Raw genomic sequence first — 10355 nt, forward strand, 5'->3', positions numbered from 1 at the left:
GGTACCGCCGGCAAAAGCGGAAAATCCATCTAAATTATTGTCCGGAATTAGTTGACCACTACATAGGGCTTTACTCAGACAATGTGATAGAGGATCAGCTGGGTAGGTGTAACCCTGGCGAGGGTATACGCTCAACACCTCTAGTCGAATTTCGTGAAAACTGCATGTTTATAACCCGAAACACTATTTATTTGATGCAAGGACCGGGAAAAAGGCTACGAATGCAGCCATATAGTTTCGTAAGCGTCCTCTTTTAATTAAAAATCTCTTTCTATAGCTGAGACGATTCTTTACCTGCGAAATACTCTCATATCGATACAGGGTCCGTAAGCGTCTAACCAACCACCCGGTTGTTGTAGAAACACAATAAAGTTTGAGACTAGGTAGCCATATGCTGAGAAAGTTCAGGAAGGAATCAGGCAGGACCCGTCTATCCTGGGAAATACTCTTTAAGATCAGAGAGTTAAGAGATTTTCTCAACAGAACGTTTCTTTTTCTTACGTCTCAAACCCTGAATAGCTAGGCACCCAACAAAATAGAGACATAGACACCGTCTATTTACACGCCATTTCGAACACCTCAATAGTGGTTTATCTAACTATAGAAGGTGTCTACCGATTGTGGGTAACACGGAAAGCTAACTCCGAACGCTGTTGAGCCGGTGCACTGTTAGCTCTCGGTGTTCAGCCTTTCCACAATATCAATTTCGGCCATCGGGCGAGCAAAATAGAAACCCTGACCATAACGGCATCCGAGATCCTGAAGCATTCGCCACTGGGATTCGGTTTCGATGCCTTCGGCCAGTGCTTCGACCCCCAAACTTTCAGCCATCCGAGTTATGGTATACACCATATTGACGGCCGACTCTTCCTCTGGCGTACCCTGCAGAAAGCTACGGTCGATTTTCAAGGTTGTGATGGGTAGTGATCTCAGCCTTGCCAGAGAGGAATAACCGGTCCCGAAATCGTCGATGGCAATCTGTATTCCGGCCTGCTGGAATTCCTTCACAATGCTCTCCATGCGATGTACATCGGTCATCAACGAACCCTCAGTCAGCTCGACTTTGAGCGCTTGTGGCGGGATTCCGAGCGAGTCCAGCCGTGCGACGATGCCCTCAACCAGGTGAGGTTCCCATAACTGGCTGATCGACAGGTTGACCGCCATTTGAAGATGCTTAAAACCCTGGTGTCGAAAACGTTGAAGCGCTTCCAGGGCTTCTTGCATGACCCAATCACCAATTCGAAGGATGAGGCCAGTCGTTTCCGCAATGGGTATGAACTCCCCCGGTGATATGTAGCTACCATCCCGCTGGGGCCACCGTATCAGAGCTTCCACTCCCACCGTCTTGGCGGTGGATAAGTCAATCAGCGGTTGAAATGCCAATGTAAACTGGCCCTCCAGGAGCGCTGTGTGTAGCCGATTTTCCATTTCCAGACGATGCCTCTGATTCTGTGACAGCTCAGCAGAGAAGAACCGGAAGTGGTTACCGCCAAGGCTTTTCGCCTGGTACATGGCACTGTCTGCCCTCATCATAAGGGTGGATGCGTCGTTGGCATGTCCTGGGCAGAGACTGACGCCTATACTGGCACCGAGGTGGTATTCGCGCCCCTCCAGGTTAAAAGGTTTCTCCAATACCCGCAACACACGCTCCGCAAGGCTGGACATTGAATCCATAAGTTCACCCGGCTCGACGGTGGATAAACTATCCTCAACCTCGTGGGGAGCAAGGATTATAAATTCATCGCCACCTTGCCTCGCTACGAGATCGGAATCCCGCACAGTCGACTGAAGCCGTTCCGCCACCTGAATCAGGACTGCGTCTCCGGCGTGGTGACCAAGAGCATCGTTGATCACCTTAAAACCATCAAGATCAAGGTACAGCAATCCAGCTGCTGGAGGGAACGGTCCGGTCTGCCTGAGGTGCCGATCTAGGGCTTCATGCGCCGCTGTGCGATTGGCCAGCCCTGTGAGGCTGTCCCTGTAGGCCATCTTGTGGGCCTTCTTTTCACTTCGGCGACGACGGTATTGTTCGCGAAGTGCATGAATGCCATAAATGATGTTATCGACCATCCGCTGCAGTAATTCAATTTCCGCAGTGTCAAAGCCGTCGGTGTCGCTGGAGTAAATCGCCAGGCAGGCCTCGGGCACTTTGCCCGGAATATTCAGTGGAAAGACAATGACCGAATGCAGTTGGTGCGTCCCGGCGAATTGCCTCCAGGCTGACAGTTCTGGTCGGGAAACGATGTCAGAGACCTCATGCCGGACCCCCGTGCGAAGGGTGAGGCTGACCGGGCCATGGCACAGCGGATTATCCTCTTGACTACTGTAAAACTCGTACACACAATCGCAAGCTTGGCCCGCCGCTGTCAGAAGCTCGATCCGCTCACTCTCATATCCTTTGACCACGCCAACCCAGGCCAGCGTATAACCGCCTTCTTTGGTCAAGCTCTCGCAGATAGCGGCCAGCATTTGTTTTTCGTTACTGGCATGAATGACCCGCTCATTGCAGGAGCTGAAGGCATGCAGTGCCCGAGTAGCGCCCTGTAGCTTCGACTCTGTATTTTCCGTCTCCCGCTTTTGATCGCATGAAAGTTGTCTCAAGCGAAGCAGGTTTCTGACTCTCGCGGTCAGTTCGATCAGACGGATAGGCGTCCGGATGACATCTTCTGCGAGATCCCCCAGAAAACTGTTGGCTTTTTTCAGTTCGGACTCTGAGGCCGCCAGCAAAAAGGGGGTAAGCGTCAGGCCAATCCGCGCCCGAAGCAACCGGATTTCAGGCTCAAGACGAAGGAGTGTAGGCAAGTCGACGATGGCCAGGTCGAAACCCGCCTCCGAAAGTGTGTAGACATCGGGCTCTACACATGCGTGCTGGAGAGAACGAGTTAGCACCCTGCGGTCAGAAGCTCGGCTGAGCATGATGGCTACAACCGGTTCTTTCCGTTGAGGGGATTCCGTTGCCTTTGGTTCAAGCAATGTGATGTCGGAGTTATTCACGGGCGCCCCCATTCAACGATACATACTCGGGCTCACCGCGCAGAATACCCATCAATCCTTTAAGTTCATCACCGACCCTGATGCCTTCAGAGGTAATATCGAACTCCCGTATGCTTTTCTCAAAATCACCGGTACGTTTCTTCAGAACGCCAACGGTTTTACGAATCTCACCTTCCATTTCCATGTAGCGAAGCAGGATGACCGAATCCGCCAGATAGCTAACCCCTAATTCGGTAGCGCGCACATCGCTGCCTGTGATGGCTTCAACTTCGTTCAGAAGAATGACCGTCACGCCCATGTTAACCAGGTAGCGGCATAGGGCATGCAGCCGACGTGTAATATTGTCACCGCCGATAGATAACTTATACCCTGCCAAGCTGTCGATCATGATGATGCGGGTGCCACGCTCTTCTACTTCTGCCCGAACCCTCGAAGCGAATTCGTCGGCCGAATAATGCAGCGGTTGTATTTCTTCAATGGAGAACGCACCCGAAGCCGTATGGCTTCTCAGTGGTATATTGATTCCCTCAATTCTTGAGATAAGCGTGCTAGCCATCTCTTCGAAGGTGTAAACCACCGTCCTCTGGCCTTGCTCACAGGCTGTTTTCATGAACTGGATACCAAGAGAGGTTTTGCCCACCCCCGTGGGACCAGTGATAATCGTTACTGTCCCCCGGGTCAGACCGCCTTTCAGCTGTCTGTCCAGTTCACGAATTCCGGAGGGCATGGCGGTCTGGTCAAAGTCGACGCCGTGACAGCCCGGCTCCAACTGTGGGAAGCAATGCATTCCAATTTCGTCCAGCTTGATGCTGTGCATGCCCGGCGAGAAACCAGAACCCCGGAATTTCGTAACTTCGAGGAAACGGCGCGCATCGACATGATTCAGCTCGATGATGCCGTCGGCCAGAAATCCGAGCTCTTCACTATTGCTGTTCGCGTTGATCTGTTCCGCTGTACTGATAACGGTTGCACCCTGGTTCGTCAGGAATCTCAACAACGTGATAACCTGTTTTCGATACTGGAAGGCATCCGGTGAAAAATATTGAAGGTACGTCAGAGAATCGATAAAAATTCGTTCTGGCCGCACTCGCTCACACGCCGCACGAATTCGCTTGGGCAACCCCGGATCCTCGACATCCTCCGGTGCCATAATGCTATAGGGTTCGGCATCCTCTAACACCATGGAAGAGGGAGAAAAGTCAACAATGGAAACGTTATCGAGGTTAAAACCCTGGCGCGCGGCATTGGCACGCAGCTGCCGTTCGTCTTCTCCCATACTAATGAACAGGCTTTTGGACTCAGGTTCCGCCGTCAGAAAATGCAGCCCGAGGGTGGTTTTACCCGATCCTGGCCCGCCCCTGACAATGTAGTTTCGGTGTTGTAGAAAGCCACCACTCAGAATTCGGTCCAGGCCAGTGATACCACTGGTGAGGCGGTTGATTATCAGTTCGTTCATACACGGTACTCCTCCTTTTGTGTGCTTCAGGCCCGGAAAGGTTCATGCCTGACACTTTCAAAAACCGTCCATGTTAGTCTAGAGCATATCGTCAGCTATGTGCGCTACCGCACATAGTATGTATTTGTCTTTACTTTTAAACTCCTTAGATCAACCGGGAATAGCGCTATGCCTCCACACATGTAATACATTTGTGAGGAGGGATACCGATCGCCAGAATACCCAGGCAGAGCCGCGTGAGTTTTTTCAATGCACCATTGTTGAACGTACACAGGTTTACTGAGACATTATGGTGCAATCGAGCCCAGGCCGAGTGAACTATGGCCCCCCTGAAAGGCCAGCTAAAGGTTAATTACACCATAACCTTGCAAATGCACGTGAGGATTTAAAACAGAATTGGCGGCTTATTCTTAGCGAGATTTAGTCATGGCTAACTAAATATAGTGGCCAAAAATTTCAAATTCGAGCAAATTTTGCCCATTAATCGCATTTTGTCATATATTTCAATGAGTTAGACAATAACCAGTTTGTTTATTTATAAGGTAAAAGCATTAAACTGAAGCCCGTGGGGCTGATTGCTATAGCGCTGGCGGAATAGCTCAAATGGCAACTCGGGAAGTAGTATTTAACCTCTCCAGGTAGACGCCTGCTCCCCTTCGAACTACCCTCTATGTACGGTACCGCACAAAACTCCTACCCGATATAGGGTAAATTGCGACAAGTTTTCTACTGGACGAGGGGGTCCCCATTGAGTGAATGGTCCGAATCAGTCCGGCGCATCAGCACCGGCATAGAAGGACTTGATGTGGTTCTTAAAGCAGGCTTGATTGCCAACCGGCGCTACCTGGTGCGGGGCGACCCGGGCCTCGGAAAGACCACCTTAGGAGTCAGTTTTCTCGCTGCCGGAAAAAAAGCGGAGCCCGCACTTTTCATCGGCTTCCAAGAACCTCCGGACGAAGTCCGAAACAATGCCATGTCGCTGGGAATAGACACCTCCTCTATCGAATTCCTGCGCCTGTCGCCAGATGAAGATTTCTTTATCCAGAACGATGCCTATGATGTCTTTGCCTCCTCCGATGTGGAGCAGGAACCCCTGTCTCAAACCATCACGGACGCGGTTGAACGTTTCTGCCCTAAACGCGTGTTCATCGATTCACTGACGCAGTTGCGGTTCATGTCAGCGGACGTCTTCCAATTTCGCCGGCAGGCCATGGCGCTGCTGAACTATCTGGTGAGCCGCGACTGCACAGTGCTGTTTACCTCGGAATCGAGCCGGGATATGCCCGATAACGACCTGCAGTTCATTGCCGACGGCGTAATGAATCTGGAGCGCACGCAGACCCGCTGCACCATCCATGTCTCGAAATTCAGGGGCTCCGCGTTTGACTCGGGCCCCCATCAATTTCGGGTCAGTGAGGAGGGGTTCAGTGTATACCCGCGCCAGCTTCCCCCATTGCCACGCAACAACCTGCCCGAGATCCGCCAGCTGGGCAGCGGCAACGCGGACCTGGATGCCATGTTGAATGGTGGCCTGGAGTCATCCACCGTCACACTGCTGACCGGTCCGACCGGGGTCGGCAAATCCACGCTGGCTGCCTGCTATGCCATTGAGTCGGCCAGGCAGGGGCATCCTGCTGCGGTGTATATCTTCGAGGAAGAGTGCGGCACCTTTATGGGCCGTCTGCGCGCCCTGGGCTTCGAACTGGATGAGCTGTTGGACAGCGGCAACCTGCTGGTCGACCAGGTCGAGCCGTTGCGCTACCTGTCGGATGAATTCACCTGCCAGGTCCGTGATCAGGTGGAAACCAAAGGCATTGAAATGGTGGTGCTGGACAGTGTCGAAGGGTTCAATATTGCCCTGGAGGCCGAGGAAGGCGTGGGCCGGCCGCTGCACGCCTTCGCCAAGGCTTTGGCGCGACTTGGCGTTACGGTCATCCTGGTCAATGAAAACCATGTCACCACCGATACCCTGACCATATCGGACCGGAACATCAGTTATCTGTCCGATAATGTCATCTATCTACGTTACCTGCAAACAGACAGCACATTGCAGAAAACCATCGGCGTTCTCAAGAAGCGCATGACGGATTTCGACAACCACTTGCAGCTTTTTAATGTGACAACTGGGGGCTTCGAGATAAAGCGACTGCCGGACAACGCCCGGAAGCAGCTGTAAGCAACCTTCGTAGTTGAGTGCCATGCCAGAAGAAAACCTGACCCTGAAGCCCGAGCCCTTTCAGCAGACCGTGACCTTGTCTCAGGGGCGGGGCATGACGAGGCCGCCGCCGCGCATATTGCTGTTGATTGACAAGCGTGGCAATCGCGAGCAGGTGGCGAGGCAGCTGAAGCAACATGGCGAGCTGCTGATACCTGCCAGCGGCTCTTTGCCTGAGCAGGGTTTCGATCTTGCCATCGTTGATGGCGCGGGCCTGTGCCGCTGGCACGACCAGCTGAGGCAGGCTCGGCAGCATGAGCTACCGGTCTTTCTGCCGGTGATGCTAATAATGTCCCCGACGGAACTGCGCCACCACAACAAAAAATACCGCGATGCCATCGACGAGTTCATCATAACGCCTATCGATACAGAGGAATTTTTTGAACGCACCGCCATGCTGTTGCGTGCTCGGCGACTTGCGGAGCAACAGCGGCAGCATCTGGTGCACACCATCAATCACGACCGGACGACCGGACTGCCGGCCCGTGAGCTCTTTTTGAAGCATCTTGAAACGGCCATACAGTGGGCGGACCCCGGAACTGAAAAACTCTATGTCGTCGCGGGTCGAATACCCATGAAACGATTTGTGCAGTCCCTGGGCCATGGCGTTACCGAAGACATTATCGAAGCCGTTGTCAGCGATCTGCGAGAGTGTATGGGCGACAGGTTCGTCATGAGCCGGTTCAACAGCGACGAGGGCGCGACGGCTCTGCCCTCCGACTCCTCTCTAAAGGACGTTAGCAGATTCAGCCAGAAACTTATCCAGGCTATACAGCGCCCTCGGTTTATCAGAGGCGAATGGATACGTCCCGTGGCCCGAGTAGGCATTGCCATTTATCCCGATGATGCAATAGATGCCACGGGGCTTCTGGAAGCCGCAAGCATCGCCATGAGCGAGGCTTCGCAACCCGGGATACCGCATTTCTACTCACGCGGTTTACGGGATCGTACCCTGCAATTTCTGCGCATCGAATCCGAATTGCACCAAGCTCTGGAGCGGCAGGAGCTCGAGCTCTGGTTTCAGCCCAAGTTCCGCCTCAGTGACCTGGCCATGGCGGGCGCTGAAGCGCTGATCCGCTGGCGCAAGCCCTCCGGTGAAATGGTCTCGCCGGGCGTTTTTATTCCGGTCGCCGAACAGGCTGGTCTGATTCAGCGGATTGACAGCTGGGTGCTCGAGGCGGCCTGCGCGGCACTGGCCCGTTGGCGAGAGAGCGGGTTGGATTGCCCCAGGATCGCGGTCAACATTACCCCGGCAGATCTGAGCGCGGAAGGTTTTGTAACCTGGCTACAGCAGCTGATTGACAAGTATGGGCTGACGCCTTCCTCCATTGGCGTCGAGCTGACCGAAACCATGTTGATGAACGTGGATCAACATATCCAAGACAGCCTCAAAGCTCTGAGGGCCTGCGGCATCCAAGTGTCGATTGATGATTTCGGTACCGGCTATTCGTCACTGGGTTACCTGCAGCAATTGCCTGCGGATGTACTGAAAATCGACAAGAGCTTCGTTGACCATATTCCGCACAACAAACATGGACAGCTGATTACCAACGCCATCATCGCGCTGGGCGAACAATTCGGTCTGGAACTGGTTGCCGAAGGCATCGAAACCCGGGAGCAGCTGGAGTATTTGCGAAAGCGCGGTGTGCAGACCGGTCAGGGCTTCCTGGTCTCCCGGCCCTTGCCCGAACCGGAATTCATCGAGGCGATGAAGAATGGCCTTAGCATCGACCCGGGTGCGGAATAAGGAGTAACCATGGCGCATGGCAAGGGTCTGGAAAACTCCCAAGAGAGTGCGGGCCGGAAACGACATAAGTACCAGTTAGCGTTCGAACAATCCCGCGACGCCATAATGTTTTCTAGCAGAGAGGGTTTCCAGGATTGCAATTCCGCGACCCTGGCGATGTTTCGTGTGCCTGATTTGGCCACCTTTGTGACCATCCATCCCGCCGACCTCTCCCCGCTCTACCAGCCTAACGGTCGCCTCAGCCGAGAGGCTGCAGAAGATCACATCGACGAGGCCCTGAGCAAGGGGCAGGCTTTTTTCAAGTGGCATCACCGCACTTGGGACGGTGTCGATTTCCCTTCCGAGGTCTTGTTGAGTCGGATTGACATGGAAGATGACGCCTTGGTGCTGGCGCTAGTGCGCGATATCAGCGATCGCAATGAAGCCGCGGCCCTGCGCGCCCGTGAACGGGACCTCGCCGATGCTCAGCGTCTTGCTCATGTGGGAAGTTGGGTCTCCGATTTCCACACCAACGAGATCCGGTGGTCCGATGAACTCTATCGCATCTTCGGTCTGAACCGGGGGGAGAGTTTTACTCACGAATCGTTCATGGCCGCGGTCCACCCCAGCGATAGGGAAAGGGTGCGGGCGGCTCTCGAAACGTCGCTCAATGGAAAATCCTACGAAGTCGAGTATCGAATAATACGCTCGGAAGGCGAGGTGCGCACCGTGCAGGAGCTTGGCTACACGGAGCTCGATGCCGAGGGCAAGCCGCTCCGTATGACTGGCACGCTTCAGGACACCACCCTACAGCGTCAACTCGAAGATAAGCTGCGAGAAGAAAAAACGCTATCAGAATCGATTTTGGCTGGTTTGCCAGGCATCTTCTACATCCATGATGGGCAGGGCCATTTGGTTCAATGGAATGATCGGATGGAAGAGGTGACGGGGTTTAGCCACGAGGAGCTTGATGGCATGGACGTCTGCGCGCTCATCCCGCAGGAAGAGAGAGATCGTGTCGGCGGAGCCATCGCCAAAACCTTTTCGCAGGGCAGCGCGGTGATCGAAAGCAAACTGTGCACTGTAGAGGGTGACATCCCTTATTTGCTCAACGGCTTGCGAGTCGAGCTTAATGACCAGTCTTACCTGCTGGGTGTGGGGCTGGACATTGCCAAGCAAAAGCAGCTGGAAGAGTCACTGGAGCGGGAAGCCACCACCGATGCCCTCACCCGCCTCTATAATCGGCAGCGCTTCGATGCGGAGATGGAGCGTGCGCTGGCTAGCCACGCACGCTATGGCGCTGAAACCGCTCTGGTGATGCTCGACGTGGACCATTTCAAGAAAATCAACGACACCTATGGGCACGACGTCGGCGACTGGGTGCTGGTAGAGCTGACCAAACGAGTCGCCGGGGAGTTGCGTGAGCCCGATTTTCTGGCTCGTTGGGGAGGCGAGGAGTTCGTGGCTCTCCTTCCAGAAACCGATGCCTCCGAGGCCGCTCGGATGGGGGAACGACTGCGTCGGCGCATCGAGGCCGAGCCCTTTCCCGAAGTTGGGGTCCTTACCATTAGTTTGGGCGTCACCAACTTCCGGAATGGGGATACTCCAAATACGTTGTTGAAGCGAGCGGATACCGCACTCTACAAGGCCAAGGATAGCGGTCGCAATAGGGTGATGGTCAGTGGCGAAGATGGGGGCGCCTAGCGCTAAACGTGTTTCAAGATTTTTCTTGGAGCAGGCTACGGGCCGCCTGGGAGCCTCGCGAGAATTATTGCGGGACACCCCCGGACTATTTTATTTTTACCACCGTTCATTCTATTGCAGTTCGTAACTCATCTGTGTCTTCAGTGGCTTTGACCGCCTCGTTAGCTTCAATGCCCGTAACCTGGATAGCCCTCTGTTGAAGTGGTCTAATGATTCCGGACACCATTTAAGGTGGTATTCTACCACCCTAGAAGAGGTGT

The 10355-nt window shown here is 53.9% G+C and carries 6 protein-coding genes; 4 read left to right on the forward strand and 2 right to left on the reverse strand.

The window, feature by feature from the left end; genetic code table 11:
• Positions 1-62 precede the first annotated feature (62 nt).
• Complete coding sequence (locus AAE484_RS17500) at positions 63-257, forward strand: DUF6957 family protein (RefSeq protein ID WP_445928871.1); 195 nt, start codon at positions 63-65, stop codon at positions 255-257.
• A gap of 412 nt (positions 258-669) precedes the next feature.
• Here AAE484_RS17500 and AAE484_RS17145 read toward each other — a convergent pair whose 3' ends face one another.
• Together AAE484_RS17145 and AAE484_RS17150 are read right to left on the reverse strand one after the other, a co-directional pair.
• Positions 670-2994, reverse strand: coding sequence for a bifunctional diguanylate cyclase/phosphodiesterase (locus AAE484_RS17145; RefSeq protein WP_341939661.1), 2325 nt, complete (start codon positions 2992-2994; stop codon positions 670-672).
• Positions 2987-4450: an ATPase domain-containing protein gene (locus AAE484_RS17150; RefSeq protein WP_341939662.1), complete on the reverse strand. Its 1464-nt coding sequence runs from the start codon at positions 4448-4450 to the stop codon at positions 2987-2989. Before AAE484_RS17150 ends, AAE484_RS17145 begins: the two co-directional genes overlap by 8 nt.
• A 748-nt stretch (positions 4451-5198) precedes the next feature.
• Between AAE484_RS17150 and AAE484_RS17155 the strand changes: the two genes are divergently transcribed.
• From AAE484_RS17155 to AAE484_RS17165, 3 genes are read left to right on the forward strand one after another with little or no spacing between them, the layout of a single operon-like run.
• Entirely contained in the window at positions 5199-6626 is a 1428-nt protein-coding gene (locus tag AAE484_RS17155) for an ATPase domain-containing protein (protein WP_341939663.1), read from the forward strand.
• A 22-nt stretch (positions 6627-6648) separates the two neighbouring features.
• The gene (locus AAE484_RS17160; protein WP_341939664.1) at positions 6649-8412 is read left to right on the forward strand and encodes a putative bifunctional diguanylate cyclase/phosphodiesterase; all 1764 of its coding nucleotides are present in this window, start codon (positions 6649-6651) and stop codon (positions 8410-8412) included.
• Between the two features lie 9 nt (positions 8413-8421).
• Positions 8422-10095 (forward strand): sensor domain-containing diguanylate cyclase, encoded by a 1674-nt coding sequence (locus tag AAE484_RS17165; protein WP_341939665.1) that lies wholly within the window; start codon positions 8422-8424, stop codon positions 10093-10095.
• Positions 10096-10355: the final 260 nt, after the last annotated feature.

Origin of the sequence: Marinimicrobium sp. C2-29 (genome assembly GCF_038419845.1) — a bacterium.
Classification (GTDB): Bacteria; Pseudomonadota; Gammaproteobacteria; order Pseudomonadales; family Cellvibrionaceae; genus Marinimicrobium.